26 protein-coding genes are annotated in these 26,128 nt (G+C 43.0%); 14 read left to right on the forward strand and 12 right to left on the reverse strand.

What is annotated here, in order from left to right; all coding sequences use genetic code 11:
• The first annotated feature begins 1 nt into the window (after window position 1).
• The 4 genes from CES82_RS01650 (at window position 2) to CES82_RS01665 (ending at window position 3,948) form a co-directional block, all read left to right on the forward strand.
• Window positions 2-721 (forward strand): uroporphyrinogen-III synthase, encoded by a 720-nt coding sequence (locus CES82_RS01650; protein WP_180245624.1) that lies wholly within the window; start codon window positions 2-4, stop codon window positions 719-721.
• A 147-nt stretch (window positions 722-868) separates the two neighbouring features.
• Window positions 869-1,576: an MIP/aquaporin family protein gene (locus CES82_RS01655; RefSeq protein ID WP_098823570.1), complete on the forward strand. Its 708-nt coding sequence runs from the start codon at window positions 869-871 to the stop codon at window positions 1,574-1,576.
• 231 nt (window positions 1,577-1,807) lie between these two features.
• Entirely contained in the window at window positions 1,808-3,568 is a 1,761-nt protein-coding gene (gene spxB / locus CES82_RS01660) for a pyruvate oxidase (protein ID WP_098823571.1), read from the forward strand.
• Between the two features lie 188 nt (window positions 3,569-3,756).
• Window positions 3,757-3,948 (forward strand): hypothetical protein, encoded by a 192-nt coding sequence (locus CES82_RS01665; protein WP_098823572.1) that lies wholly within the window; start codon window positions 3,757-3,759, stop codon window positions 3,946-3,948.
• 248 nt (window positions 3,949-4,196) lie between these two features.
• Here CES82_RS01665 and lepB read toward each other — a convergent pair whose 3' ends face one another.
• Window positions 4,197-4,781, reverse strand: coding sequence for a signal peptidase I (lepB, locus tag CES82_RS01670; RefSeq protein WP_098823573.1), 585 nt, complete (start codon window positions 4,779-4,781; stop codon window positions 4,197-4,199).
• A 206-nt stretch (window positions 4,782-4,987) separates the two neighbouring features.
• Between lepB and CES82_RS01675 the strand changes: the two genes are divergently transcribed.
• The 3 genes from CES82_RS01675 (at window position 4,988) to cobT (ending at window position 8,793) form a co-directional block, all read left to right on the forward strand.
• Window positions 4,988-6,169 (forward strand): multidrug effflux MFS transporter, encoded by a 1,182-nt coding sequence (locus tag CES82_RS01675; protein ID WP_098823574.1) that lies wholly within the window; start codon window positions 4,988-4,990, stop codon window positions 6,167-6,169.
• 43 nt (window positions 6,170-6,212) lie between these two features.
• A complete protein-coding gene (locus tag CES82_RS01680) occupies window positions 6,213-7,541 on the forward strand; it encodes a C1 family peptidase (RefSeq protein ID WP_098823575.1) in 1,329 nt (442 codons plus the stop codon).
• 208 nt (window positions 7,542-7,749) lie between these two features.
• Window positions 7,750-8,793, forward strand: coding sequence for a nicotinate-nucleotide--dimethylbenzimidazole phosphoribosyltransferase (gene cobT, locus CES82_RS01685; protein ID WP_098823576.1), 1,044 nt, complete (start codon window positions 7,750-7,752; stop codon window positions 8,791-8,793).
• 114 nt (window positions 8,794-8,907) lie between these two features.
• Here cobT and CES82_RS01690 read toward each other — a convergent pair whose 3' ends face one another.
• The gene (locus tag CES82_RS01690) at window positions 8,908-10,185 is read right to left on the reverse strand and encodes a homoserine dehydrogenase (protein ID WP_098823577.1); all 1,278 of its coding nucleotides are present in this window, start codon (window positions 10,183-10,185) and stop codon (window positions 8,908-8,910) included.
• Window positions 10,186-10,355: 170 nt separating this feature from the next.
• Window positions 10,356-11,570: a D-alanyl-D-alanine carboxypeptidase family protein gene (locus tag CES82_RS01695; protein ID WP_098823578.1), complete on the reverse strand. Its 1,215-nt coding sequence runs from the start codon at window positions 11,568-11,570 to the stop codon at window positions 10,356-10,358.
• 539 nt (window positions 11,571-12,109) lie between these two features.
• On the opposite strand from CES82_RS01695, the gene CES82_RS01700 reads away from it, so the two are divergent.
• Both CES82_RS01700 and CES82_RS01705 read left to right on the forward strand, forming a co-directional pair.
• Window positions 12,110-12,532, forward strand: coding sequence for a GNAT family N-acetyltransferase (locus CES82_RS01700; protein WP_225364807.1), 423 nt, complete (start codon window positions 12,110-12,112; stop codon window positions 12,530-12,532).
• 186 nt (window positions 12,533-12,718) lie between these two features.
• Complete coding sequence (locus CES82_RS01705) at window positions 12,719-13,807, forward strand: hypothetical protein (protein ID WP_225364808.1); 1,089 nt, start codon at window positions 12,719-12,721, stop codon at window positions 13,805-13,807.
• A 71-nt stretch (window positions 13,808-13,878) separates the two neighbouring features.
• On the opposite strand, the gene CES82_RS01710 is transcribed toward CES82_RS01705, so the two are convergent.
• The 3 genes from CES82_RS01710 to CES82_RS01720 all read right to left on the reverse strand — a co-directional run bounded on the left by CES82_RS01710 (window position 13,879) and on the right by CES82_RS01720 (window position 15,780).
• Window positions 13,879-14,187, reverse strand: a complete 309-nt coding sequence (locus tag CES82_RS01710) for a hypothetical protein (protein WP_098823580.1) — start codon at window positions 14,185-14,187, stop codon at window positions 13,879-13,881.
• Between the two features lie 97 nt (window positions 14,188-14,284).
• Window positions 14,285-15,118: a phage integrase N-terminal SAM-like domain-containing protein gene (locus CES82_RS01715; protein WP_098823581.1), complete on the reverse strand. Its 834-nt coding sequence runs from the start codon at window positions 15,116-15,118 to the stop codon at window positions 14,285-14,287.
• Window positions 15,119-15,231: 113 nt separating this feature from the next.
• Window positions 15,232-15,780 (reverse strand): hypothetical protein, encoded by a 549-nt coding sequence (locus CES82_RS01720; RefSeq protein ID WP_098823582.1) that lies wholly within the window; start codon window positions 15,778-15,780, stop codon window positions 15,232-15,234.
• A 320-nt stretch (window positions 15,781-16,100) separates the two neighbouring features.
• On the opposite strand from CES82_RS01720, the gene CES82_RS01725 reads away from it, so the two are divergent.
• From CES82_RS01725 to CES82_RS01735, 3 genes are all read left to right on the forward strand, one after another.
• Complete coding sequence (locus CES82_RS01725) at window positions 16,101-16,574, forward strand: AP2 domain-containing protein (RefSeq protein WP_098823583.1); 474 nt, start codon at window positions 16,101-16,103, stop codon at window positions 16,572-16,574.
• Window positions 16,575-16,685: 111 nt separating this feature from the next.
• Window positions 16,686-17,534, forward strand: a complete 849-nt coding sequence (locus CES82_RS01730) for a DNA/RNA non-specific endonuclease (RefSeq protein WP_098823584.1) — start codon at window positions 16,686-16,688, stop codon at window positions 17,532-17,534.
• A gap of 138 nt (window positions 17,535-17,672) precedes the next feature.
• Complete coding sequence (locus CES82_RS01735) at window positions 17,673-18,779, forward strand: hypothetical protein (protein WP_225364809.1); 1,107 nt, start codon at window positions 17,673-17,675, stop codon at window positions 18,777-18,779.
• 55 nt (window positions 18,780-18,834) lie between these two features.
• On the opposite strand, the gene CES82_RS12420 is transcribed toward CES82_RS01735, so the two are convergent.
• Window positions 18,835-18,990: a hypothetical protein gene (locus tag CES82_RS12420; protein WP_180245625.1), complete on the reverse strand. Its 156-nt coding sequence runs from the start codon at window positions 18,988-18,990 to the stop codon at window positions 18,835-18,837.
• A gap of 96 nt (window positions 18,991-19,086) precedes the next feature.
• Between CES82_RS12420 and cls the strand changes: the two genes are divergently transcribed.
• Both cls and CES82_RS01745 read left to right on the forward strand, forming a co-directional pair.
• Window positions 19,087-20,541 (forward strand): cardiolipin synthase, encoded by a 1,455-nt coding sequence (cls, locus tag CES82_RS01740; RefSeq protein WP_098823585.1) that lies wholly within the window; start codon window positions 19,087-19,089, stop codon window positions 20,539-20,541.
• A gap of 725 nt (window positions 20,542-21,266) precedes the next feature.
• Window positions 21,267-21,641: a pyridoxamine 5'-phosphate oxidase family protein gene (locus CES82_RS01745; RefSeq protein ID WP_098823586.1), complete on the forward strand. Its 375-nt coding sequence runs from the start codon at window positions 21,267-21,269 to the stop codon at window positions 21,639-21,641.
• 41 nt (window positions 21,642-21,682) lie between these two features.
• Here the strand turns inward: CES82_RS01745 and CES82_RS01750 are convergent, their stop codons facing one another.
• The 5 genes from CES82_RS01750 to CES82_RS01770 all read right to left on the reverse strand — a co-directional run bounded on the left by CES82_RS01750 (window position 21,683) and on the right by CES82_RS01770 (window position 25,934).
• Complete coding sequence (locus tag CES82_RS01750) at window positions 21,683-22,369, reverse strand: ABC transporter ATP-binding protein (RefSeq protein ID WP_098823587.1); 687 nt, start codon at window positions 22,367-22,369, stop codon at window positions 21,683-21,685.
• Between the two features lie 4 nt (window positions 22,370-22,373).
• Window positions 22,374-23,429: an ABC transporter permease gene (locus tag CES82_RS01755; protein WP_098823588.1), complete on the reverse strand. Its 1,056-nt coding sequence runs from the start codon at window positions 23,427-23,429 to the stop codon at window positions 22,374-22,376.
• 155 nt (window positions 23,430-23,584) lie between these two features.
• Window positions 23,585-24,112: a QueT transporter family protein gene (locus CES82_RS01760; RefSeq protein WP_098823589.1), complete on the reverse strand. Its 528-nt coding sequence runs from the start codon at window positions 24,110-24,112 to the stop codon at window positions 23,585-23,587.
• 96 nt (window positions 24,113-24,208) lie between these two features.
• On the reverse strand, window positions 24,209-24,532 hold the full coding sequence (locus tag CES82_RS01765) for a MazG nucleotide pyrophosphohydrolase domain-containing protein (RefSeq protein ID WP_098823590.1): 324 nt from the start codon (window positions 24,530-24,532) through the stop codon (window positions 24,209-24,211).
• A gap of 88 nt (window positions 24,533-24,620) precedes the next feature.
• Complete coding sequence (locus tag CES82_RS01770; protein WP_098823591.1) at window positions 24,621-25,934, reverse strand: NCS2 family permease; 1,314 nt, start codon at window positions 25,932-25,934, stop codon at window positions 24,621-24,623.
• Window positions 25,935-26,128: the final 194 nt, after the last annotated feature.

Below are 26,128 nucleotides of genomic sequence, written 5' to 3' on the forward strand. Positions count from 1 at the left end.
GGTGGCATTTTTAATTACGTATCCAAAAGAGAAGGTCGAACCGGAACTGCAGTCACAGTTGGCAAAAATTACAGTGCCGTTATATCTGCCGTTGCGTGAACTGGTGGCAACTCAATTAACGTCGACTGAGGTCTCACAGATTCGTTCTGCAACAGGCATTGTGATCACGAGTCAGTTTGCGCTTCAGGTCTATTTGAGTCGGGACTGGCACGCTACAACTCAGCCAGAATTCTTTGTGCTGAGTCAAAAGATGGCGGCCAAGTTACAAGCTAAAGGGTTTACTCAGGTGACGTACCCAGTCGAAGAAAATCAGGCTAGTTTGGCGCAATTATTAGCTTCATTGCCAGCACAGCAACTGCTGTGGCTGACAGGTAACCGGCACATCAAACACAACCAGCTAGCAGTTTTGCCACATTTGACGCAACTAACGTGCTACAAAAATAGTTGGTCTCAGACGCAGGAAGACCAGGTCGTTTCTCAACTAAAGGGGCATCAAATCACTAGAATCCTTGTGACAAGTCCTTCAAGTTACACGCGATTACAATCAATTGAAGCGCGGCTTGCCTCCCAGTTTTCATCAGTGACTTACTATACGCTTGGTCACAGCACGTTTAAGTTAATCAGTAAGGCTGAAAAGCGCGTCGTTCAGCCGTTAAACAAGCGATATGTGCTGCGGCAGATGCTGCAAAGAATGTGTCATGATGAAGTAGCCGACCAGTAAAATTTTGAACCGTATCACACTTTTTTGCGGAAATTAAGCACATTTATGTTGTAAAGTAGTGAAAATAATGTAAATAAAGCGCTTTCAAATATGCTAATATTAGTGTGTTAATTGTTTAACAAACTTATATAAAGGTGGGTGTCACTAATGGATGGTTTTATTGGTGAGTTTTTCGGCACTATGATCCTGATTTTGTTAGGAGCTGGTACTGGTGCTGGGATCAACTTGAATAAGACGTACGCCAAGGGATCTAGTTGGTTGTTCGTCTGCCTGTCATGGGGTATGGCTGTTACCATGGGGGTATATGTTGCGGGACTTTTAGGCTCAGATGGTCATTTAAACCCTGCAGTTACGATTCCATTTGCAATCTTTGGATTGTTCCCATGGAATGAAGTATTGCCATATTTAGCAGGCCAATTCTTAGGTGCGTTTGTCGGTGCAGCATTAGTAATGGTTGAATTCGGTGCACACTTTAAGGAAACAAAAGGAGAAGAAAATGGGAACACTGTTGGTATTTTTGCTACTATGCCAGCAATTAAGTCACCTCTTTTCAACTTCTTGTCAGAAGTTATCGCTACATTCGGTTTTGTCTTTGTTCTTCTTAATTTAGGTAACTTCACAACTGGTTTGAAACCGCTTGTTGTTGGGTTCTTGATCTTCGTTATCGGTACTGGTTTAGGGACGACCACCGGGTTCGCCATTAACCCAGCCCGTGACTGGGGCCCACGGTTCGCTTACACAATCCTGCCAGTTCCTAACAAGGGTTCAGCTCACTGGGATTATGCATGGGTACCAATGTGTGGTCCACTGGTTGGTGGTTTCATCGCAGCTGCGTTGGAAACAGCAATTCATTAGTATTTAGCAATCATATTCAATCAAAAAGCAATCATCTCGGATTTGTTCTGGTATTAACCGATTTTCATCGGTTAATACCAGAATTTTTTTCGTGTAAAAAATATGAAAAATCAACTTACAAAAAGTAAGCTAATCTCGTGACTTTTAAATTTGTTCGTCTTATACTCTTCCATGTTAAACAATTTAAGAATTAAAAGTTCTAATAGAAACTGATGGAGGAGTGCGATTCAGATGACAAAGATGATGGCAGGACAGGCATTAGTTAAAGTATTGGAAGATTGGGACGTTGACCATATTTATGGGATTCCCGGTGGCTCGATTAACCACACAGTTGAAGGGCTATACCTAGAACAAGATAAAATTAAATATATTCAGGTGCGTCATGAAGAAGTTGGTGCCATTGCAGCCTCTGCTGATGCTAAATTTACTGGTAAAATTGGGGTTGCTTTTGGTTCTGCAGGTCCTGGTGCAACTCACCTGTTCAACGGTCTGTACGACGCTAAAATGGACCACGTACCCGTGTTGGCCATCGTGGGTCAAGTTGCTCAGCCGGTTATGAACACGAATTTCTTCCAGGAGATGGATGAAACGCCAATGTTTGAAGATGTTTCGGTTTACAACCGGACAGTAACCACGGCTGAACAGATTCCTTACGTGATCAACGAAGCCATTCGTGAAGCTTACCGACAAAGCGGGGTTGCTGTGGTAATTTTGCCGGAAGACTTAACCACTAAGGAAATCGACTACGAACCAGCTAAGACACCAAAGGTTGTGGCTAATAACTACAGTCAAACCGTTGATTCAAAGGCAATTGCTGACAGCCTTAAGATGATCAAAGAAGCTAAGCACCCGTTGATCTACGCTGGCCGTGGCTTATTAGGCGCGCGTGATGAACTGACTAAGTTCTCAGAACAGTTCAACATTCCTGTCATGAATACAGTACCCGCAACTGGGGTTATTGCAACGGATCATCCTAACTTTATTGGGACCTTTGGCCGGTTAGGTGCTAAATCAGGATTTGAAGCTTTACAACATGCAGACCTGATTCTCTTCCTAGCTTCCGAATTTCCATTCGCTAACTTCTGGCCAAAGGACGTTAAAATTATTCAAGTTAATACCAACGCCTTTGATATTGGTAAGACCGTTGATGTGGACTACGCGATTATTGCGGATGCTAAGGCTTATTTGAATGATATGATTGCGACTGGTGAAACTCGCCCAGCTGATACTTGGCTAAAAGCTAACCAAGAAAACAAGGCTAACTGGGACAAGTGGCTGGATGAACAAGCGGAAGATGACAGTAAGGGCTTGAATCCTGAAGCTGTAACGAAGAAGATTGCTGAACTCGCTGGTCCTAATGATACCTACGCGGTTGATACCGGGAACGTTTCTGAATGGGGCGTTCGTGGATTACCGATGAATAAGAATCAGCGGTTTGCGATTTCCGGCTTATTTGCAACCATGGGCTTTGGCCTACCAGGTGGCATGGCTGGTGCGCTCAGTGTTCCGGACGCTCAGGCATGGTCACTGTCAGGTGATGGTGGTTTTGCCATGGTAGCACCTGACATTATTACTGAAGCTCGTTATGAACTGCCAGTAATTAACGTTGTCTTCTCCAACAGCCGCTTTGGTTTCATTTATTACGAACAGGCTGAATCTAAGCAGCATTTCTATGGTGTCGATTTAACCGATGCTGATTGGGCAAAGGTTGCCGAAGGACTTGGCGGTATTGGTTTCACGGTGAAGAATAAGGCTGATCTGGACGAGGTTTTCGCTAAGGTTAAGGACCTGCAGGCTAACGGTAACAAGAAGCCAATCGTCATTAATGCTTACATCAAGCCAGATGATCCAATCGCTACGGCCTTTATGCCATTAGATGAAAAGCTCTATGGCGCGGATACTGTTAAGGCGTACTCAGAGAAGTACCACATTGATCCAAAGACGCAGCCTTCATTAGGTGAATTACTGCGTGCTCAAGGCGACGAAAGATAGCTTTTAAAGTGTTATAAATAGCGTATTGCACTGAAATAGTTGCAATGCGCTATTTTTGTATCATGGATGCAACACGATATGGGGAAGATTATTTTAAGTTCTGTTATTACAAATTTGCCGTAATACACGCAAGATTAGTGAAATCTGGTATCATACGGGTATACCTATCATGCAGGGAGGAAAAAGCGATGGCGAAGTGGTTGAGTGAAAAACGTCCAAAACGTCGGGTATTTGGGGGAACCAACAGTGATCACGAATTTGATTATGGGGAATTTTACACAAATTACGTCAAAACAAAACAAAAAGATATGTCCCGCCAACGTCAGCAGGCACAGCGGGTATCTGGTCAAATTAAAAAAGAGCAGCAACGTCATTCGTAGGGTATCATCGATTTTAAAAAAGAGGCTGTGCCATAAGTCTATATTGGTAAGTATTTCATTTGGTTTCTTGACTTAAAGACAATTTAAAGTTTGCTTTTGTTCAATACTTTAAGCTAGTCTAAAACTGTTCCACAACTCAGATTCCGGCCATTTAACGCAAAAAAGCGTATTCCGACAAGTTCGACGGAATACGCCTTTTTACGTTAAATTCTGGAATCTACCGAGTTGTATCACACTCTCTTTGTTGGTTATTCGTATCCTAAACCATTCACATTGGCGCGCTGAGTTTTAGTCCCGGCCCAAAATGGGACTTTGACAACGCCAGCCACTTTACTCTTTTTCACGAAGCCCCAGTAACGGCCATCATTTGAAACGCTTCGGTGGTCACCTAAAACGAAGTACTCACCTTTAGGAACAACCGTCACATGTTTACCCCAGCCGTACTGCTTTGCCAGCGTTTGTAATGTCCAGTTATGGTTACCGGTACCAGTAGTTGCTTCACTGTTACTGATAAAGCTTTGATCGACAACTTTATCATTTACGTAAAGCTTGTTGTTAACGAAGGAAACGGTATCACCGGGTAAGCCGATAACACGCTTCACGTAGTCTGTGCCAGCTGTCGCTTCTGGATCAGCGCCATGGGCATCGAATACGATGACACTGAGGTGTTTGATTTTGGCTTGCTTAAACATCCAGACCCGTTCGTTATTGGTCAAGTTAGGTTCCATTGAAGGCCCATCGACACGGACCGGTGATAAAATAAACGTTTTTAAGCCGAATGCCAGTAAGAGACCGATCACTACTGGTATGACGATTTCTTTGATGAATTTCATTGAGTGGTTATATCCCTTCCAGAACCTGTAAACCAAGTCCTGTTATCTTAATTCACTCTATATTACTCTTTTTTGCTTAAAAGTCGCAATATGTCATGGTGATTTATTACAATGTTAATTGGCTTGTAAATGAATTTGCTAGTATTTTTCACGTATTTCCGTATCATTGTAAGTATGATGCCATTTAGAAGGGATGAACTGATAACATGTCTGAAAACCGTCACCGACTTCGCTTTGTTTTAATTTTGGGTACCTTAAGTGCCACGGGGCCATTATCCATTGATTTATACTTACCTGCTTTACCGCAAATGATGCGACAGTTCCAGACGTCAGCATCATTGATTCAATTGAGCTTAACGGCCTGTCTATTAGGGTTGGCATTTGGTCAGCTGATTGCTGGTCCGTTGAGTGATCATTATGGCCGCAAGAAACCGCTGTTGGCCGGTTTTTTAGTGTTTGCGCTGGCGTCGTTTCTGATTGCATTGACCCATTCCATCACTATGTTGATCGTGATGCGGTTTATTCAGGGACTAGCTGGGGCCAGCGGTCAAGTTCTCTCTAGGGCAGTGGCACGTGATCTGTTTAGTGGTCATGCGCTAACTAATTTTTACGCCATCTTAAACGCGGTTAACGGTGTTTTCCCCATCATCGCACCCATTATCGGTGGCTACATGATTCAATTTGTACCGTGGCAGGCAATTTTTATGCTCCTTGGTGCGATTGGCCTAGTACTTTCCGGACTCATCGTGGTTGGAATTCCGGAAACGTTAACACCAGACAAGCGTTTAACGGGGCCAATATTTGCGACTTTTAAGTCCTTTGTTAACTTAGTTAAGATGCCAGGATTTATGCGAAATATTATGATTACCGGATTAGTTTACGGCTGTTTATTCAGTTATATTTCAGCCTCAACCTTTATTTACCAGCAGCTGTTCCACCTGTCTGCCCAAACTTTCAGCCTGATTTATGCCATGAATGGTCTGGGAATCGTCATCGGTAGTGGTTTGCCCAGTCGCATTAATCACGTGTCGGAAGTGCGGCAAATGAAAGTTGGCATGGTAATCGTATTGGTGGATAGCTTAGCACTACTAGTTGGTTCATGGCTCCAGTTCCCGCTGATTGCGGTGGCGGTATTGCTGTGGTTCTTAGTGCTATTTATTGGAATGTTGCTCACCTTGACCACTTCCATCATCATGAATCAAACACCGCAAAATGCCGGTAGCGCGTCAGCATTGGTGGGGTTATCGCAAAATGCGTTTGGCGGTATCTCGTCACCTTTAGTGGGGCTATTCGGTACAGCCAGTTACGCGCCTATGGCCGGGTTAGTGTTGATCTACAGTTTGGGAGCGTTAGGACTTTCTTATCAGCGCCGAATGCATGCGAATTAAAAAAGCAGTAGAATGAGTCTATTTATCAGGAGGAATGAATTGAATGATCAAATTGAATCCATCAGAACTAACAACAGATGATTTTAAACAGTATCATGAAGAATTAATGCAACGACCAGATGCAGCCGTCATCAGTCGTGCTGTAATGACTAATGGGGTCAACGCTGCAGCCACCGATCCGCAAGCTAAAGTGCGGCTTCACCGGGAATTTTCCGTTGAATTAGAAACGGGCACTGTGACCAATCAAAAACAAAGTGGCCGTTGCTGGGAATTCTCGTTGTTGAATACGCTGCGACACAAGTTTGAACAGACCCATCACGTGAAAAACTTTGAACTATCGCAAAACTACCTGTTTTTCTGGGATAAAGTTGAACGGGCAAATATGTTTTACCAGCAGATTATCGCCACTGCTGATAAGGGTCCTAATGACCGTGAAGTTGCTTTTTACCTGAAAATGGCGGGTGGTGACGGCGGTCAATGGCCAATGGCAGCAGCCTTAGTGGAAAAATACGGGGTGATGCCTGCGTATGCGATGCCGGAAACCTACAATACCGACCATACCAATGCTTTTGCGTCAACTTTAGCACTTAAAATGAAGCGGGATGCGGTGATTTTACGTGGTCTCGTTCGTGATGGTGCTAGTGCGGATCAATTGGATGAAAAACGGCGTCAAATGGTGGGTGAAGTTTACCGAATGGCGGCTTATTCCTTCGGTGAACCACCAGCAACTTTCGATTTGGAATACCGAGATAACGATAAAAAGTGGCACCGACAAGCTAATTTAACGCCAACTGCCTTTTTCCAGCAGGAATTTGACGTTGATTTGGAAGATTATGTCGTGGTGACGAATTCACCTGATAAGCCGTTAAACGAACTTTATCGTTTAGCTAGTCAGGAAAATGTCGCTGGTGGCAAGCAGATTCAATTCTTGAACGTGGATATGGCGGTTTTGAAAAAGACTGCGATTGCGCAGCTAAAGGATGGCGAAACGGTCTGGTTTGGCAACGATGTGCTACAGCAGATGAGTCGCGAGCAAGGTTTCTTAGACGCTAAATTATACCGGCGTGCAGAACTATTTGGCATCGATTTATCCATGAACAAAGCACAGCGGTTTGCCTACCATGAAGCTGAGGTGACCCATGCCATGACCTTGACGGGCGTCAATCTTGTAGATGGGCAGCCTAACCGTTGGAAGGTCGAAAATTCCTGGGGTGAAAAGAACGGTGAAAAAGGCTATTTCGTGATGACAGATGACTGGATGGATCAGTTTGTCTACGAAGTCGTTGTGCACAAAAAGTACCTCACGGATGAGCAGCGGGCAATTTTGGCTCATCAGCCAGTTGAACTAGCACCGTGGGATCCGTTGATGTAGCTGGATTTAAAACAGAGTTTCAAGAAATCTAATCTAGATTTCCCGAAACTCTGTTTTTTCTACCATTTTTTCAAAATAACACTACATTCCAGTGACTTTTTTGATAATTGCGCCATTATTATTGTTGTCTTTACGACCATTGATTGTAATCGTTTTCAGTCGAGAGTAGGCTAAATTTAAGTTGAAAATCTTGAATGGAGGCACCGCCATGTTTAATGTCAGACCAACACTATCGCCTATTTCTGAAGCAAAACGTCACGCTATGAAGGTTAAATTGGATGGGCTTGCTAAACCTACCGGAGGACTCGGCAGACTTGAGACACTGATGATTACCCTCGCTGGCATCCAGCAAACTACCAAACCCCGCACAGCAAAAAGGTGTGTGATGGTCTTTGCGGGTGATCATGGTGTTGAACGTGCTGGTGTTTCCGCAACACCGCGAAAAGTCACCTGGGAACAGTCCATTAATACCCTTGAAGGCCACACAACCGTAGCGTCTCTTGCGATAGCTAATCACTGTGACGTAAAAGTCATCGATGTGGGTGTTGACCACGATCTTAGTGGCACAGGCGTCATCGATAAAAAAGTCAATTGGGGGACTAAAAATCTCGCTGAGGAACCGGCAATGACCCGTGATGAGGCTATCCAGTGTCTTCAAGCCGGTTATGACGTTGCCCTAGATACTATTAATGAAGGTAATGACTTATTACTTATTGGTGAACTGGGTGTTGGTAACACGACGCCAGCATCTGCCATTATCAGCGTTTTACTGGGTGTTCCAGCTGCTGACGTTGTTGGTCGCGGTTCGGTCATTTCCACTGAACGAATGGCACACAAAACTAAGGTGGTTGAAAAAGCCATCGCTGATTGGCAGCCTGATCCTAATGATCCAGTTGACGTTTTGAGTAAGGTTGGCGGTTTTGAAATAGGGGCTAAAGCTGGTGCGATACTTTGCGCTGCTGAACATGGTGTACCGTTGATCCTAGATGGTTTCCTCTCCTATGCAGGTGCGGTTATTGCGGAGAAGCTTGATCCCGGTGTGAAAGACCACTTAATTGCTTCTCATCTTTCCCGAGAATTTGGCTCTAAATGTGCGCTGGATTGGCTAGGATTAACACCGATGTTAGATCTCCAAATGGCGGTGGGTGAAGGCAGTGGTGCTGTTTTGGCACTAAGCTTGATTGATGCCATGCAATCTGTATTGACGCATATGAATACTTTAGCGGATATTGACGTTCGCTTTAAGCCATAAGTGTGATAAATGTGTTCAAATAAAGGCTCAAAACAAAAATTCCCCCAAAGTTTGGGGAATTTCCGTTTTGAGCCCTTATGCGCCACTCTTTAGACGCTTATTTCACACTCTATTTTACAAGACTTTATAAGCCGCCAGCAGCGACATGGTGTTAACTTTACTTAAATAGGTCTTTAAATCGTTTAATTGCGCTTTTGACATTTCATGGGTAATGATAACCACTCGGGCAGTCTGATCGTCATTTTTAGTTTGAACGATCTGACTGAAACTAGCGCCAATCTGGGTCATAATTTGCGTGAATTTCAGCATTTGACCTGGAGCATCAAGCATCTTAAGTGATAGATAATAAGGATAAATGACGTTTTTAGGATCAACTTTACCAACTTGGCTTTGGTAATTATTAAAGCCATTACCAGTGGTGCCAAGGACGATGTTTTTAGTGACTGAAACAATGTCACTTAGCACACTGTTAGCAGTTGGTAAGCCACCGGCACCAGGACCATAGAATAGGGTTTCGCCAACGGCTTTACCAGTGACCATGACAGCGTTGTTTTCGTTGTTGATGGTTGCTAGCGGGTGATCCTGAGGAACTAAAACCGGTCCCACTTCGGCAAAAACGCCATCATCGATCCGGCGTGAAATTCCCAGTAATTTGATGGTATAACCAAAAGCATCAGCTTGTTGAACGTCTTCTTGCTGAATGGTTGAAATACCTTCAACAGACATATTGGACATTTTGATGTGAGTGCCATACGAGAATTGGCTAAGAATTACCATCTTGTAGGCGGCATCGATTCCTTCCACATCGTTGGTGGGATCAGATTCTGCAAAACCCAGTTCCTGAGCCTTCATCAGTGCTTGATCATAGGACCAGTGTTTTCGCTGCATCTGGGTCAGAATGAAGTTAGTGGTGCCATTGACGATACCTTTAACTTCCGTGATGTAATCGGCTGCGAAGCTGGTGACAATGGTTCTCAAAATTGGGATTCCACCAGCGACACTGGCCTCATACATCAAATCACAGTGATTTTGTTTTGCGATGACTGCTAGTTCTTCACCAGCGGAGGCAATTAAATCCTTGTTAGCTGTTACCACGTGCTTTTTAGCTTTTAATAATGAGGTAATAATTTCCTTGGCCGGATGAACGCCCCCCATAACTTCGACCACAATTTTGATTTCTGGGTCGTCCACAATGGCAGTCAGGTCGTCAGTGACAGTGACGCCTTCCGGAACTTCCTGTTGATGTTTAGCAACGTTTCTAACCACCACGGTTTTAATGCTAAGGTTTCGACCGGTGATGTTTTGAACCTTATGGGAATTTTCAGTAATCATTTTGAGGACGCTGCTGCCAACGGTCCCTAGGCCAACAAGGCCAATTTTAATTTCATCCATTATCGGGTTCTCCTTGTCTGATTCTATATTTGTCTAGTATAGCAAATAATATGAGAACTTTGTGAAAATTAAAGATGAATTCTCATATAATCACCAAAAGTGAAGATAGAAAAACTCACCTAAACCGATAAGCTTAGGTGAGTTAAGAGATCGTTCATTTAGTGAAAGGGTTAGAAAATTTGTGAAAAAGCTTTTCCAATACCAGCGAAAAGGCGACTAAACCAGTTAGTACCAGTGGCATTACCTTGCTTAGCGACAGGTTTAGCCACCGTTTCAGCAGCCGTACCATTCTGGTTAGTAACGCTTGGTAACCCCGTATGGTTAAAGTTGGTGGTTGTTAGTGGCTGTCCCTTTTTAACGGGTAATTTTGTCGTCATCAACTTGCTAGTGACGTTAATCTTGTTTGGATCTTGACCGATACGGTACCACACCCGTGTTTGCTTTTCGGCGGGATTAACCGTGACCTTGCGTCCTTGAATATCATATGTTTTAGACGCTTCGGTGACGGGTTTGCTTCGTACCGTTTTATCTAAATGCGTAATCAGGCCGTTCATGGCAGAGAAAGTACTTTGGCTGCCAATAATCGTTGCGATAAGCTCTCGACCGTTACGCCAGTACGTTATCGTTAAGCACAGGCCCGCAGTTTCAGTATAGCCGGTTTTTAGACCGGTTAAATGGTTGCTGGCACGATAGTAGTAGCCGGGTTTTAACATGGAATTAGCGTTGACCAAGGTTTGGCCATCCAGCTTATACGTCGCTTTATTGCTCCACTGATTAATTTGCGGGTAAGCCTTGATCAAATGCTGAGCCACGATACTAATGGCTTTAGCGCTGACCATGTTTTGCGCCTTGTCAGAAGTACCTGATAGCTGATAGCCATAATGTTTCAAATCAGTATTATCTAGACCAGAACTGCTGACAAAATTGGCATCAATCCCCCAGGCCTTGGCTTGATGGTTCATCATGCTAATAAACTTGGTGTTATTGCCACCGGTAACGGCTTTGCCAAGCGCAATGGCCGCTGAATTAGAAGAGGCAATCAATGCGGCTTGATAGAGTTCTTTGACGGTATATTGATTCGAGTGTTTAATTTTAAAAGAGCCTAAGGCATAGCTTTTACTCATTTTAATCAGTTGATTATCAACGGGGACTTTATCGTTCCAGTTGAGTTGATGATGCTTAATGGCTTGAGTCGTTAGATATAGAGTCATCATCTTTGATAGACTGGCAATCGGTAATTGCCGATCCGCATGATTTTCATATAGCGTTTGGCCGCTTTTAGCATCCATGACGTAAGCTGATTTGACCTTTGTATAGTCAGACATCCGGGTGTCTTTTTTACTTTTTGCGAAGCTAGGGCTTGCTGGTGCAAACACCAGTAGCATACAAATAAGTGCGATCAGAAAATTTGAAGCGCGCTTTTTTTTGTAAGTATTTAAAATAACGGGTACACCTCCGTTGCACAAAACTGAAACTAGTATAGCAGAAAACACCTATAAAAAGGGTCAAGAAAAGGTTAAATTATAACGAGAGTGGTTTTAACAACTAAAATGATTGGAAATTTTCATATCATATTATTACTATAATATATAGGTTATTAATCATAATTTCCCACAAAAAACGACCGTCTATTGGGGCGGTCGTCTCTTGAGAATATTCTATTTAACCATTATTGTGGCTATAAAAAGAATATAGATTGGTTATTAGGTTATTTGGTATGTGGCTACTATAATCCCAAATAAACGGATTTTCAACTGTTTTGAGGATATTTTTGGCTTTCCTGCAGTAATAAACTATGTATATAATTTAAAATTAATTAAATGCATAAATTGAGGCGAATGTTCCGGTTAACGTTTTTCCACCTAGCCTTAATAATTAATGCTATAATTTTTTTGAAGTGAATAATAAGGGGGCAGACACTTAAGTGAAAGTAAGACCAATGAAACCAAGTGATCGCCAAGCAGTGGCGCAAATTTATTTACGTGACCGTCAGCTGTATTTTCCGTGGGTAGCGCATCCTGATATTACGGATTTTAACCATGATTCGCGGGGAGAAGCGGTCTTTGTCGCAGAAATCGACGGACAAGTTGCTGGTTTTACCAGCCTCTTACCAGTTATGGATTTTATCCATCTACTTTTCGTAGCGCCGGAATTTCGGCATCAAGGAGTTGGTCATGCGCTGATTCAGCGCATGCGCCAAGAGGCTATCGGTAATTTAACCTTAAAATGTGTGATCGATAATGAAGCTGCACTAAAATTTTATGCCCACGAAGGATTTACGATTAGGCGGGAGGACCGGATCGCAGTCCCAGCTAATTACACGCTAATCGACTCAGCACAACAGTAATAACAAGATAGCCTGATCATTTATTGACGATGATCGGGTTATTTATTGGGCTTAAATGAACCATACAAGGCAGATTCTTTGAAAATCGTTCACTGTCCATTGAAATGCATTAACTCGCTGACCTATTATAAAAGTAGCTTTAAAAGGGAGAGTTAGAGGATTTTGAAACGGTTTATTTTGGTCATTATGAGTTTTATTTTATGTTTGGTTTGGGGGCAGTCTACTAAAGCAGCTGCTTCAATCGTGCATTACCAGCATTCATCAGCATTAATTTATCACCCATCTCAAGTGCGTATCGTTGATGATTCAAGCGTACATTTCATCACAGTGCCAGGCAGATATACCCATATGAAAGCTTCTAAAAAAGTCAATTGGGTTAAATCAGTATCTGGGCATCACGTGGCTTTCAAGACGCGACTGTTGTTACCTTACCCTGGTAAAGGTACCGAGCACTGGGGAAATCCGCAAGCTATTGCCATGTCAAAAAACAATCTGATGTATATTGTTTATTGTCCCACTACTTTGCGAAACAGAGGACGCATTGTACAATATGATTTAAAACGGTTAGGGCAATTAGGTGTTTATAAAAAGCCACAAATTTTGCGGACGGTATACGTTAAGCATCATGGTAAGTATTCTAAGCGCCAACGAAAGCTCCAAAAGGCCATTAAAATTGGGCCGCTATTTGATACCGGTCATGGTCAGACACTGGCTTTTAATCCGAGAGACAATGGCCTGTATATGTGGCGTGATAATCGGAAACGAGATAATAATGACAGTCAGACCACTACCCGTTCATATTTGCAACATATTAACACCCAGTCTTTGAAACCAGATCGAGCGATTAGTTTCCATCTGCGGGCTCATGGAAAAACCTTTTACGGTGGTGGCACCCAAACTTTTGACCAGTATGGCAACACTTATTTCTGGTGTTTAAACGGATCAGAAGCTGAGATTTACAAAGGGAGAATATCGGGCCATTCCGTTAAATTCCGACGAACCGATCAAACGCTGAAGCGGGCACCCGGAACGCACGTCCAAAGTATGGGATATAATGCGAAACGTGGCCGGCTATATTTGGTGGCCGATGATTCCATTGTTAGTTTTCCTGCTAAACAGTTAAACGGTCGCGGGTCGTTAACTAAGCATTCTTTTGAATGGTCGCGACTAGTGCCCAGACGTGAGATGGAGGGCTTAACCTTTGATGCATCGGGTCATGCTTATCTACTGGCTAATCACAATCCAGAGGTTCTTCGATCGACATCGGTTTACTAAATTTATGATAACGAGTAAATAGCGGCTGATTTCCATGCAAGGAAGTCAGTCGCTATTTAAATTTTGAGTCATCAAAGTTGTCTCGGTGCTGGTGATTCAAAATTACGGTAATTGCCATCATGCTTAGAGTGGTGACGATGGTGACCATGACCGTGCGGATGATCATTTTGAAGCTGAAGTGCTAACTGTTTGGTTTTTTCACGTTCGATTTGGAGTCTCTTTTTATAAATGTTAGTTTTAACATGACCATGAATCAACAGTGCCAGTGGGATCATTTGAATTGCTAGACCAGCAGGAATCAACCAGGGATTTTCTTTTACAAATTCGGCTCGCTGGTTAGCGAGTTTTGCGAAATCAACAGTAACCGTTTTCTTTGCCATAAAAACCACACTCCTTTTGCCCTAATCATACCGTAAAGTTTGATTAAATGCAGTGGGAAGGTCTGAAGATTTAAGACGCTATGGTGTTAATCATGATTCACCCGCGATACTGCATTGCTAGTTGCCGATAATAGGTGAGCGACTGGGGATCTAGCCGGAGTTTTTGGCTAAGTTGCTGGTCGCTAAGACTGGGATGCTGCAACAGAAAATCGATAACGGCGCTTTGGTATAAACGGGTGGGGGTCAGTGAGAAGCCCAATAGTTTTTCATCGGGTTTTAAATACTTGTGAAGGCCGGCAGCCGTGAGATGCGGATCACCAGCTAATCGTTGTTTTAAAAACAGGTCTGAACTGTGCTGACGCTCCTGCAGCGGTCGAATGAACTGCTGATAAGTTTGCCAAAAAGTCCGTTCATCCGCGTTAAAGTCACTGGTGTTTAACTGCTGATAAAATCCCGGCGTTAAAAATTCTGAGATGGTGTAATAACGGCTAGATAGCAGCATTGTGAGACGAGTATAAACTGCAAGTTGCTGGTTGGCTAAAATAGTTGGCATGAGGTGCAGCCATTTGGTGGTTGGTGCTTTGAGATCATCGTGTGATTTACCCTTTAGCGTTAGAGTGGGGTAGTGTGTGATCAAATCGTGAGTAAAGAGGTATTTAAAGTAAATGTTGATGTGCGACAGCATTTTATTGTAAGTTCCATTAGTGACGTGACGTTGATTCACCAGCATAGCGAGGTACTGTTCAACATCGCGATCCAGTAACGTTGCCACGCGGTGATCAGCCTGATAGCCGGCATTGAAATTACTCAGGAAGTTGAATAGGTCAGTCAAAACTGAACGGTATTCAGCGATGGTAGGCTGTGCGAGTTCTCGCCGATTAAGATATTGTTCAAAAGTTTCCTGGTATGGATAAGCATTGGCGTGTGACAAACGACATACCCCCCTTTAATATAAGATCTTATGATCCATTATACGTTAAAACCTGCGTCATGACGGTATATTCGCCATAGCGCAGGTTTTGTAGTTACTGAGTTTTAATTGATTTAATTGGTTTCAACGAATACCACGTTAGTTTTGTCCATATCGACATCACGTACAGCATGATAACCACTAAGGTGCAGCTTAGTTGCCTTATTAGTTCCCTTGGTTGTATCCTTGACTGTTACGGTTTGGGTCATATCAATGCCTGATAATTTACCAGCCAACTTAATCACGGTCTGATTCTGTTTGTTCTTAGTGAAGGTATACTTAACGGTACCTTCCTTGTTGAGTGCTTTCGCTTTTTTAGCCGCACTATAAGACTTGTAGAATTTATCAACATTGTACATCGTTGCTTTACCAGTCTTTTTATCAAATGCAACGGCTTCAACACCGGAATTACTCTTATGGTTGATCTTACCGGCTAAGTACCAGAAGCCGTCCCCTGATAAAACGGTTGATTTAACGTCTGTATGTTTAGTAGTGGCCGGTTCGTTTTTAAAACTAGCCTGTTCGTGTGACTTTGAAGCTGACTGACTGCCGCAAGCCGTTAGAAAAATGGCTAAAACTGCAATTAAACTCAGTAGCATGACCTTTATTCGGGATGTTTTCATTACTAATCACCTCATTATTCTGTGAATCGAGTATAGCAGTGGGAGTTACAGTAACGCAAGTGTTTGGGGTAAAGTTAAGCATTTTCAAAGAAATGTGATTAACTGAGATCGATTAAACGAGCATTCAAACTATATTACGTGAAAACCTTACCAATTTTTTTAAAAAATCATGAAAAAATGAGAGACACAGTCTAACCAACCTATTATATAATATGGGCATGAGTTGGGGGATATTGATCAGCAAGAGTAGATGGTTAATTATATTAATCATTTTGGCATTCGTCATGGGGACTTATTTAAATTAAAGGGAGGAATCTTGAATGAGTCATTGTATTGATTTAACGCATCAACGATTTGGCCGTTTGGTTGTTGAGAAACGTGCGCAAACTGTCGCACGAAACGGTAACGTCTGTTGGCTATGTCGATGTGATTGCGGTAAACGGGTGGTTGTTGAAGGTTACGCCCTTAGAAAGGGCATTACCCGAAGTTGCGGCTGCCTAAGACGAGAAGTTTCACGTCAGAATGCTCGTCGTAATGAACGGTTTATTGACGCGCAAGGCGGAGCGTTAGTGAACGAACATGGCATTGGCTATTCATCGTTAATTCGTTCCAAACGGAATCATACGGGTGTGATCGGGGTTTCATTTGATAAGAAAACAGGGACTTACATCGCAAGGTTAATGTATCACGGCCGTTACGTGTTAAATCGTTCGACCCAGTCTTTTGATGAGGCGGTTGAACTACGGCGCCAAGCAGAACAGCAGTATTTCAAAGTAAAAGAAATGAATAATTAACTAAACGCTCATCGCATTATTTGAAGATGAGCGCTTTTAATTATGAACTAGACCGAACGTATGTTTATTGGTAAACTGATATTAGTGAACATTTAGGGGGAAGTCTAAAAGATGCCAAGACGTCGACGTAAACGCAGCAGTAATTCGTTTTTTACCTGGCTAGTCATTGCGGTGGCAATCATTGCCGGCATTTCGGCCACAGGGGACAGTAATCAGTCAAAGTCAAATACAGCAAGTTCGGTTAGCAGCCAAACAGAGCTACAGAAAAAAGCCAGTTCAGTTATTGATGCTTTCAAAGGGCATCAAACTAATCAAACAACGACTCAGCCAAACACTGATGGAAAGACGAAAGCTAATAGTACGGCACAATTAGCGGCGCTTAACTATCAGGGTCAGCAAGTGGTCAAGGTCAATAACAACGTACCGACGTTTACTAAACAGGATCTAAGCACGGCTAAGGGGCCATGGCAGGTTTATCATAATTTAGATCAGTATAACCGGGTGACCGGAGCCGATGCGCTACTGTCGAAGTCGCTCATGCCGCACGCCCAGCGAGAACCGTTGTACGTGGATCCTACAGGCTGGCATAACAAACGGTTTACATATCAGGGGAAAACGGATTGGCTTTATAACCGAAGTCATTTGATTGGCTATCAGTTCACGGGTCAGAATAACAACGCTAAAAATCTCATGACGGGGACCCGATCGCTGAATTCACCCGGCATGGAGAATTACGAAACTGAGGTAGCAACCTACCTTAAACTCAGCCCAACGAATTACGTTAGGTATCGTGTGACGCCGGTTTTTCGGAATAATGAACTGTTAGCACGAGGCGTTCAAATGCAGGCACAGTCAATTGGTAACAATACGATTCGGTTCAATGTTTATATCTTTAATATTCAACCAGGCGCAAAGCTTGATTACGCAACCGGACGTTCAACGGTTTCGAACGGGGATTAGAACGTGTCATAGAACGAATGATTTCATGGATGATATTGGAAAAATTTTTGAGATTATATTGAGCAAAGAAGTCATTTTGTTTTATTATTAAAATATATGTTTTAGATTTTGTTTAATCTTTTTTGGGGAGGAAATAACGTGAAACGTTTTATTTTAGGGGTGATCAGTTTTGCCGCCTGCTTAATGTTGGGCCAATTCGCTGTCGCAAATGCTTCTGTTAAAGTATATAACCAGCGTTCCACAGCGTTAATTAACCATCCATCAAGGATGCGCGTACTTAATAACTCAAAGGTTAACTATGTTAAAGCACCCAAAAGTTTTGCACATATGAAACGAACAAATCATATTAATGGGATGAAATCGTATAGCGGTAAGGGAGTTACTTTTAAGACCCGATTTTTACTGCCATACCCGGGTAAAGACAACCAGCCTTGGGGCAATCCTCAGTCAATTGCCATTTCTAAAAGCGGCTATATGTATATCGTTTATTGTCCAACTAATTTAAATAATGAGGGCCGAATTGTTCGATATGATATGAAACGATTAGTACAATTAGGGGTCGAAAAAGATCCGCAGTTATTACAATCGACTTACGTTAAGCATAATGGTCGGTACTCAGACAAACAAAAAGAGGTTCAAAAGGCGATTAAAGTTGGTGGGCTGTTTGATACCGGTCACGGACAATCATTGGCTTATAATTTGAAGAGCCACGCACTATATATGTGGCGCGATAACGAAACGAAGTCAGGCGCACCGACTTCAACTGGCGGTTATATTCAGCATATCAGTGCCAGTTCGCTGAAACCTGATCGTGCCATCAGCTTCCATTTAATTTCGCATGGTTTCATTCACGGCGGTCATACTTTAACCTTTGATAAGTATGGGAATGCCTATTTCTGGAGTAATCCGGGTAATGGCGTGAACGTTTATAAAGGCCGCATTTCTGCCCATCACGTTGTCTTTAGGAGAACCGATCAGGTCTTTAAGCATCTTCCAGGTACCCATATTCAAAGTATGGGCTACAACGAAAAACGTGGTCGGTTATATTTGGTTGCGGATGATTCAGTAGCTAGTTTTCCAGCCAAACAGTTAAACGGACACGGATCATTAACTAACAGCTCGTTTGAATGGTCTGGATTAACGCCCAAGCGTGAAACAGAGGGATTGACCTTTGATTCAACTGGTCATGGCTATCTATTATGCAATCATGATCCAGAAGTGCTGTTGTCGACGACGGTCTATTAGTAATTTAAAAAGGTGACTATTCGTAATTTTCGCGAATAAGCCACCCTTTTAGATTTTAGCGTCTATTATTATAACGATAGATACCATAGAGAATAATAGCCAGTAAGAAGCCAAAACCAATCACTGGATTTTCGCGGAACAACCAGTGAAAAATTCGGATGGTACCGACGCCATGAATACCATATATTGCGGGAACGATTGTAGTGAGCATGTGAAACTTCAACTTCCTTTCTAGGAGCTAATAATGATGCGTGTGCTATAATTTTCCCCATAGTATCACAATTAGAATGCTAAGAGGGAGAATTGTATGGATATTACCATGACAATGATTGGTGAAGGGGTTTATCTCATCAATGTTATTTTAGCAATTATCATTATTTTTAGGCAACGTCGAGATATTGCTGCTATTTGGGCGTGGTTACTGGTGCTTTTTTTGCTGCCAGTGATTGGTTTTGTCATCTACGCCTTTCTTGGCCGGCAATTGCCTAAAAATAAACTGTTTAAGGTTAAAAGTGATGTGCAGCTTCAACTGGATGAATTGTTGGCTCAGCAGCGTCAGGAGTTGGGAACTGAAAACTTACCAGCTGATTTAGTGTCTGATTCGGTGAAGTCGCTAGTCAAGATGTTTCAGACGGCAAACCACGCTTTTTTGGCTCGGAAGAACCGGGTTCGTATTATTGCGGATGGTAAGCAGCTATTTCACGAAATGATTGAGGATATTGAACGGGCTAAAAGCAGCGTTCACATTGAATTTTACGCTTTTAAAAATGATCAAATCGGTAAGCAAATTCGTGACCTGTTAGTTCGCAAAGCCTTGGCGGGTGTTGAAGTGCGCGTGATTTATGACCCATTTGGATCCTTAGGGGCCTTTCGTTCCTTCTTCAAATCACTCATAGACGCTGGCGGCTACGTAGAACCGTTTCTAGCCCGTTCAGCAATCATGGATTTTCGGTTAAACTTTCGTGATCACCGGAAAATTGTGGTGGTGGATGGCAGAGTTGGTTACGTTGGTGGTTTTAATATCGGTGATCAGTATCTAGGTCGAAGCAAAAAGTTTGGCTACTGGCGAGATACGCATTTACGAATTACGGGTTCGGCCGTTTTTGGTTTGCAGGGCAGATTTATTCTGGATTGGAACGCCACAGCCTCAGAAGGCTTATTGCCAGCTGACCATATTGAGACGCGCTATTTTCCATTAACGCATGTGAAGGGTGATACTAACATGCAGATCGTTAGCAGCGGTCCTGATTCAGATTTGCAGCAAATTAAAATGGGCTATATTCGATTGATTCAATCCGCGAAAAAGCGGGTGTGGATTCAATCGCCTTACCTGATTCCGGATGATAGTGTGATGGATGCTATTCGAATCGCTGTGATGGCAGGCGTTGATGTTAGAATCATGATTCCGCAAATGCCGGATCATCCTTTTGTTTACCGAGCGACGCAGTATTATGCCCATGAACTGGCGAAAGATGGCGTGAAAATTTACTACTACGAAAACGGTTTTATCCACTCTAAGACCATGGTGGTGGACGACCGGTTGGCTTCAGTAGGTTCAGCTAATATGGACTATCGGAGCTTTAAACTGAACTTTGAAGTGAACGCTTTTCTGTATGATGAAAAACTAGCGGTTCAGTTAGCCGAATTGTTTGAGAAAGATCAACGCTTAAGTCGGTTGATGACGGCTGAAGCGTTTGATAATCAGTCGTTATATCTACGATTTAAGCAGAGTTTTTGCCGGCTATTATCGCCTATTTTATAGGGTGAGTTTTGGACTCAAAAAGTCAAACATATTTCTTGTAATCGGTTACAAAATAGGTTATTATATCCTTGGAAGGTTAGATAAGACCAATTAGTTTTGTAAGTAGTATCGTTGCTGTGAAGCAACAAAGATTCGACGTTTAGTGATACTAGACCAATCGAGTTGATAGTAGAATCAAATGGGTAATAGACTGTTTCCTTGTTAGGCTGCTAAAATGAGAATTGAGGCATCGAATAACAGGAGATAGAATCGGTATTCGATGGTAACCCTCGAGCCGACAAGAGTGCGAACCCCAGCGGTTAAGATCCAAGATTTACCATTTGTTGGTCGATAACCTTCTACAGGTACGAAAGGGTCGTGAAGTTTGCGACCGGTTTAGATACAGGAGCCGTTTCCCTGACAACGATTGTTGGGGGGCGGCTTTTTTGTGTAGAGTGTGAACGCAAGCGATTAGATAGCGGAGTGTAAGCCAAGCCCCTCATAAATCCACGGGTTTGGGATTTGTGAGGGGCTTGGCTTACATGCAGCTGTCTGCTTGCGTGAGCACGTTTAGGCAAAGTAAAAGGAAAGAAATCCATGGGCTTGGGATTTGTGCTGGGGCCCTTACATGCAGCTGTCTGCCTGCCGGAGCACGTTTCGACAAAAAGAAAAAAAGCATACGAATTGACATGGCCGCCAGCCTGATATATTATCGGAATAAGCCATAATATAAAGAAGGAATAATCATGTTAACCGAGAAATTTCACGATGTATTAAACCACGAAGGTGTCGTTTCCGTTGTCACTTGGACGCCAGCGGAACCGCACATTACGAATACATGGAATTCATATTTAACCGTTACGGATGATGAACGTATCTTAATCCCAGCGGCAGGTTTTACCCATGCTGAAGATGATTTAGCTCAAAATAACCAAGTCTTATTCACGGTGGGTGCGCGAGAAGTTGAGGGCCGCGATGGTTATCAAGGAACTGGTTTCCGGTTAACAGGGACGGCACGCTTTGTTGAAGAGGGTCAAGAATTCGATGATGTCAAAGCAAAGTACCCATTTATTCGTAAAGTGCTAGAAATTACACCAAAGTCAATTAAACAGTTACTGTAATTAAGAAGGCTCACACTGAATTTCGGTGTAGGCCTTTTAAATTAGTTATGATTTAGTTCTTGTTTCGATAATACACCGTCCCTGATTTCGTACAACTGATCCGCAAAGGCCATCAACCGTGAGTCATGGGTCACAATGACCACGGCTTTGTTATGTTTGGTGGCTAGATTTTTAAACAGCTCGCCAACGACTTTTACTCTAGGACTATCAAGTGCTGCAGTTGGTTCATCCGCTAGAATAATGGTTGGGTTTGGATACAGTGCACGCGCAATCGCCACCCGCTGTTGCTGACCGCTGGATAATTCGCCAGGATATTTATGGAGTAGACCTTGGATGCCTAGCGCTTGCAGTACTTCATCTAGTTGAGCCCGAGGCAAATTGCCTTTTGGTTTCACCTTATCTACCAGCGTAAATTGATCGGCAACAGTTAGGTAAGGTAATAAGTGGTATTGCTGTAACACGAACCCGATTTCATCCAAGCGTAAGGCATTACGTTGTCTTTTTGATTGGTGATTATAATCCACACCATTAACAGTTACCGTGCCGCTAGTTGGGGTCAGCAATCCGCCCACAATGGTTAGCAGAGTGGTTTTGCCAGAGCCGGATGGGCCCATGATTAAACTCAAAGTACCAGATTCGGCCTCAAAGTTAACATCGTGTAAGACATGGACTTTAGCGGTCCCAGTCCCAAAGATTTGATTCACATTTTTGACGGCAAATGAACTCATCGTGTTAGCCTCCAATCACTGAAACGGGATCGACTTTGAGAACGGTTCTGACGGGTATGAGACTGCCAACCAAGGCCATGATCAAAATCCCTAAACCAACGGCTGCCAACATTGGGATATCAAACGCCATTGGGACTTGTGCCGGAATGACGAAACCGGTGATCACGGTTAGGATGGTCCCAATAACTAAGCCACTAGCAACCAGTATCAGAGATTGGCTGATCGTTGCGCTGACGAGTACCCGGCTAGGAATACCTTGAGCACGCAGAACAGCGTAGTTGGGTAATTTTTGCATGGTAAGGATGTAGAGGAAAACAGCAATGATGATCAGTGAAATAATCATCAAGAAGCTGATCATCAGCACGAAGGTTAAAATTTGTGCTTGATAACCGGGCAGTTTATTGATAATTTGCTGACGAGTATAGGTCTTGGTTCCTGATTGATTAGACTCGTAACGGCTATTTTTGGAGGCAACCACGCTGGTAATCGGACCCATGGCGATACCTCGAAGCGTGCGCCAGGTCCCTAGCTGGCCGTAAAGCACTGGTGTCACGTTTAGTTTGGCGTTTTTAGTAAATCCAACGATAGTAAACTTGGTTTTGTCGTCAGCTAATTTGAACTTATCCCCCAACTGATAACCCTTTAATTTGAACGAGTCATCTGCCACAACTTCATGGGAATGTTTGACCCAGTGACCAGAGTCAAGTTTGATATTTTTGGCGATAAATTGATTGGCTTTAAGTCCCACAAAGAAGGCTGATTGCTGTTTATGTCCCTTAGCCTCAGCTACGACGGGTGTTTCGCCAAGATAAGCTTCATTTTTCGTTAGTGTGCCAGCTTGCTTTTTAGTTAAAAGTGACTGCCGCATATCAACGTTAGCAGTGGAACTGAGAGTGATTTTTTCGACTCCCCAAGAATTGATGGCATCAGTATTTTCTCGGGCTAAGCCGATTGCTAAACTAGTCAGGATAAAAATCAGATAACTGATGAGGACGATCATGATAATAATTAGCCACGATCTGAACTTTTCTTTTTTGATTTCTTTCAACGCTAGAAACATAAGCCAACTCCCCTTAATGTACAGTTATGGTTATTGCTGACGTAACCATAAAGCAATTTACACTGAGTCGCAACTGAGGGAACTTACGATTTTTAACGAGCAAAAAAATACCCACTGACCACTACGTTTAGCAGTGATCAGCAGGTATTTACAAATTAATCAAACAGTTTATTTAAATCGATTCGCAGACTCATGAGGACTAACAAGATGGCACCAATCGTTAGTGAGATAAACTCACCAATGGCAATGGTGCCCCAGTTGATCCAGAAAGTTGGCCAAAAGGCAGCGTTGCCTAACCAGGCCAGTTCCAACGCGATGGTAAACATTGAAAAGGTGACAATTAAAACGCCAGCAACCAATTTGCCATAGAAATTCGAGATGTGCTTAGCCACATAATAGAGTACCAGCATGGTAACAAAAGTTGATAAGCTGCCCCAGATGATGTCGACGATCCCGTATGGTGAAGCCAGGTTGGAAATGGCAACGCCAAGCGGAACGGCGATCACATAACGCTTGTTATAAATGGCCAATAGATTAAGCATCTCTGCCAGTCTTACCTGGACAGGTCCAAAACTAAAGGCTGCCAAGACCGTCGTAATAACGACATAGAGTGCAGCGATGACGGCGACCCGGGCAATGTCTGCCACTGAGTCGATGCCGAAGTGTGTTGTCTTAGAATTCATCGTAAATTCTTCCTCCGTTTTGAGATATTTAAATGAGTGCTGCATACAGATATACAACAGTGGTATACATTACCGTACTTAAGCCTAAATTTCAAGTTAGGCTTCTGAATCGAACCGCTTTTTTAGTTTGTTTTCGCCGTACTGGAAGACTTCGGCTGGGTCTAAATCGTATTTACTGCAGAGAATTAGCGTCTGGTCAAAAACGTCGCATAATTCTTCCTTGAGATGGTCGCGTAACTCCTGTGCAGTGGCTTTATGTTCTCCAGGGTGGTCGCGTCCTAGTTCAATGGTACGGACGACTTGTGTCAGTTCGCCCATTTCCTCAGTTAAGAAGTTCATCCGAATCAAGGGATTGAACCGGTACCAGTTACGCTCTTCATAAAATTGTTTGATCCATGCTTGGTGTTCTTGGATAGTCACAAATATTGCCTCATTTCTCAGAGAATTTAAAACGGCGTTCCCACTAAAGGAAACCGCCGTTTTATTTGCATAATTGAATTGTACCACATTAGCCAGCTTGCAAGATCCACAGGAAGATGACGAAGACAACGGCTAGACCGTACATAATTGGACTAACTTCCTTACCACGTTTAGCAGCAATCATTGATAGCGGATAAGTGATGAAGCCTAAAGCAATCCCATCTGAAATACTGTAAGTCAGTGGCATACCAACTAAGATCAGAAATGCAGGAGCTGCAATTTCGAACTTTTCCCAGTGAATGTTCTTCAAAGATTGCGCCATTAACGTCCCAACGATGATTAAAGCGGGGGCGGTTACTTGGCTAGTAATGACTGTCAGTAGTGGGGAGAAGAATGAACCTAATAGGAACAATACCCCGACAACCACAGCGGTAAATCCGGAACGGCCACCAACGGCGATCCCAGCTGAGGATTCAACGAAGGCGCCCATTGGTGAGGTTCCTAAGAGTGAACCAACAACCATTGTAGTAGAATCAGCTGTCAAAGCCCGGCCAATACGTGGAATCTTATTGTCCTTAACGATGCCGGCTTGTTCAGTCAAACCAACCAATGTCCCAGTAGTATCAAAGAAGGTCACCAGTAAGAAGGTCAAAACAACCACGGCTAACTGCAAGGTATTGATGTGGCCCACGTTCATCAGTGCCACCCCAAAAGTGGAGTGAAGACTTGGCACACCGGAAACCCATTGAGATGGTGCGTGAATTAAGCCGGTTGATAAACCAACAATGACGTTAATGACCATCCCGATGAAAATCGCACCTGGCACTCTAGCACTCATTAAAATAATGGTGAGGAGTAAGCCGATAATGGTTAACCAAGTTGAGCCAACGTGTAATGAACCCAAACCAATCATGGTTGATTTGTTGGCAGTGACTAAGCCACCATCACTTAAACCGATGAAGGCGATGAATAACCCAATCCCGGCACTGATGGCCATTTTTAAATCACGAGGGATGGCATCAACGACCATTTCACGGATTTTAAAGGCAGTTAAAATCATGAATAGGATGGAAGCCACAAACACACCAGCTAAAGCTGTTTGCCAAGGAATCTTCATCCCTAAGACAACGGTGTATGAGAAGAAGGCGTTGATCCCCAAACTAGCCGAAATGGCGATGGGGTACTTAGCAACGATCCCCATTAAGAAACAGCCAAAGGCACTGGCTAACGCGGTTGCGGTGAAGACAGCACCCTTGTCCATGCCAGAAACCCCTAAAACGTTGGGGTTAACAAACAAAATGTAGACCATTGAAATGAATGTGGTTAAACCTGCTAGGAATTCCTTCTTATACGATGTCCCTAACTCATCGAACTGAAAGTATGACGCAATTTTTTGACCCATAAGAATTAACTCCCTTTATCTAAAATAATAGCCGTAATGTTCGTGTTTCGTAAATAAAAACCAGATATTATCGTAACATTAATTTATAGCATTTGCGATATACGAATAATAATTATTTTAAAAACCAAATGTTCGGAAATGAAGAGAGAAAACAATCGAAAAATAGTGTAAAGTGAGTATCGACATGAACGAAA

This window comes from Secundilactobacillus silagincola, from assembly GCF_002583405.1.
Taxonomy (GTDB): Bacteria; Bacillota; Bacilli; order Lactobacillales; family Lactobacillaceae; genus Secundilactobacillus; species Secundilactobacillus silagincola.

Coding starts and splice junctions, on each gene's coding strand:
- CES82_RS01725 (WP_098823583.1), top strand. CDS start 16,101: ATGAGTCATTGTATTGATTTAACGCATCAACGATTTGGCCGTTTGGTT.
- CES82_RS12420 (WP_180245625.1), bottom strand. CDS start 18,990: ATGCTCACTACAATCGTTCCCGCAATATATGGTATTCATGGCGTCGGT.
- CES82_RS01730 (WP_098823584.1), top strand. CDS start 16,686: ATGCCAAGACGTCGACGTAAACGCAGCAGTAATTCGTTTTTTACCTGG.
- lepB (WP_098823573.1), bottom strand. CDS start 4,781: ATGAAATTCATCAAAGAAATCGTCATACCAGTAGTGATCGGTCTCTTA.
- CES82_RS01760 (WP_098823589.1), bottom strand. CDS start 24,112: ATGAATTCTAAGACAACACACTTCGGCATCGACTCAGTGGCAGACATT.
- CES82_RS01705 (WP_225364808.1), top strand. CDS start 12,719: ATGAGTTTTATTTTATGTTTGGTTTGGGGGCAGTCTACTAAAGCAGCT.
- CES82_RS01720 (WP_098823582.1), bottom strand. CDS start 15,780: ATGAAAACATCCCGAATAAAGGTCATGCTACTGAGTTTAATTGCAGTT.
- CES82_RS01695 (WP_098823578.1), bottom strand. CDS start 11,570: ATGCTACTGGTGTTTGCACCAGCAAGCCCTAGCTTCGCAAAAAGTAAA.
- cobT (WP_098823576.1), top strand. CDS start 7,750: ATGTTTAATGTCAGACCAACACTATCGCCTATTTCTGAAGCAAAACGT.
- cls (WP_098823585.1), top strand. CDS start 19,087: ATGGATATTACCATGACAATGATTGGTGAAGGGGTTTATCTCATCAAT.
- spxB (WP_098823571.1), top strand. CDS start 1,808: ATGACAAAGATGATGGCAGGACAGGCATTAGTTAAAGTATTGGAAGAT.
- CES82_RS01655 (WP_098823570.1), top strand. CDS start 869: ATGGATGGTTTTATTGGTGAGTTTTTCGGCACTATGATCCTGATTTTG.
- CES82_RS01680 (WP_098823575.1), top strand. CDS start 6,213: ATGATCAAATTGAATCCATCAGAACTAACAACAGATGATTTTAAACAG.
- CES82_RS01750 (WP_098823587.1), bottom strand. CDS start 22,369: ATGAGTTCATTTGCCGTCAAAAATGTGAATCAAATCTTTGGGACTGGG.
- CES82_RS01770 (WP_098823591.1), bottom strand. CDS start 25,934: ATGGGTCAAAAAATTGCGTCATACTTTCAGTTCGATGAGTTAGGGACA.
- CES82_RS01690 (WP_098823577.1), bottom strand. CDS start 10,185: ATGGATGAAATTAAAATTGGCCTTGTTGGCCTAGGGACCGTTGGCAGC.
- CES82_RS01745 (WP_098823586.1), top strand. CDS start 21,267: ATGTTAACCGAGAAATTTCACGATGTATTAAACCACGAAGGTGTCGTT.
- CES82_RS01755 (WP_098823588.1), bottom strand. CDS start 23,429: ATGTTTCTAGCGTTGAAAGAAATCAAAAAAGAAAAGTTCAGATCGTGG.
- CES82_RS01675 (WP_098823574.1), top strand. CDS start 4,988: ATGTCTGAAAACCGTCACCGACTTCGCTTTGTTTTAATTTTGGGTACC.
- CES82_RS01665 (WP_098823572.1), top strand. CDS start 3,757: ATGGCGAAGTGGTTGAGTGAAAAACGTCCAAAACGTCGGGTATTTGGG.
- CES82_RS01710 (WP_098823580.1), bottom strand. CDS start 14,187: ATGGCAAAGAAAACGGTTACTGTTGATTTCGCAAAACTCGCTAACCAG.